This window comes from Caulobacter sp. P1_B12_2 (assembly GCF_056406675.1).
The window spans coordinates 1-1220 of the sequence record NZ_JBFTZS010000746.1 but is presented as its reverse complement, the minus strand read 5'-3'; the positions used below and the strand labels follow the sequence as shown (position 1 = coordinate 1220).

1 protein-coding gene is annotated in these 1220 nt (G+C 66.4%); it reads left to right on the top strand.

Features of this window, described 5'->3' with window-relative positions:
* A partial coding sequence (locus tag AC1DZ6_RS25460; protein ID WP_477099867.1) for a glycoside hydrolase family 47 protein occupies positions 1-1093 on the top strand: 1093 nt, incomplete at its 5' end.
* Between the last annotated feature and the right edge of the window lie 127 nt (positions 1094-1220).

Below are 1220 nucleotides of genomic sequence, written 5' to 3'. Positions count from 1 at the left end.
GGCCGGGGTCGACTGGGTCAAGGCGAACCTGAACTTCGACGTCGACGGCAATGCGCAAGTCTTCGAGACCAATATCCGCCTGGTCGGCGGCCTGCTGTCGGCCCACCTGGCGTGCGGCGATCCCGTGCTGCTGGCCAAGGCCAAGGACCTGGCGGACCGCCTGACCAAGGCCTTCGAGGCCTCGCCGCACGGCCTGCCCTGGCGCTATGTGAACCTGCGCACCGGCGCGGTCAGCGATCCCGAGACCAACCTGGCCGAGATCGGCACCTACCTGTCGGAGTTCGGCGTGCTGAGCCAGCTGACCGGCGACCGCAAATATTTCGACATGGCCAAGCGGGCCATGCGCCACGCCCTGGATCGCCGCTCGAAGATCGGCCTGATGGCCGCCAACATCCATGCGACGACCGGCGACTTCACCAGCCGCAACGCCAGCATCGACGTCTATGCCGACAGTTTCTACGAGTACCTGTGGGACGCCTGGGAACTGTTCGGCGACGCCGACTGCAAGCGCTGGGCGATCGAGTGCGTGGACGCTCAGCTGGCCCACCAGGCCAAGCGCTATGACGGCCGCCTGTGGTTCCCGATGGTCGATTTCGAGACCGGGGCGGTGACCGGGACGGCCCAGAGCGAGCTGGCCGCCTACTATGCCGGCCTGCTGGGCCAGGTCGGCCGCAAGGCCCAGGGCGACGACTACCTGGCCTCGTTCACCGAACTTCAGGCGACGTTCGGGGTGATCCCGGAATCGATCGACGTCACCAYCCGCCAGCCGCGCCGCAAGCACACCGGCCTGCGCCCGGAATATCCCGACGCCTGCCTGAACCTGTGGCTGGAGGGCCGCGACGTCCGCTACCGCAAGCTGGCCGCCATCCACTATCGCCAGATGAAGGCCACCAGCCGCGCCGCCTTCGGCTACACGGCGCTGAAGGACATCACCACCCGCCCGATGACCCAGGGCGACAACTGCCCCGGCTACTGGTGGTCCGAGCAGATGAAATACTACTACCTGCTGTTCTCCGACACGGCCCGCATCGACTACGCGACGCTGCAGCTGAGCACCGAGGCCAATGTGCTGCGGGGGTTCAGGAAGGGGTAGGACGGATCGATATCCAGCCTTTTCTGCTGTTCGACCGACAGTGAGGTCCTCCAACTTAATCCGTCATTCCCGCCCTTGTGGCGGGAAACCCTGGCTCAGCCGACGGTGAAGCGCCTTGGCGCGCCGG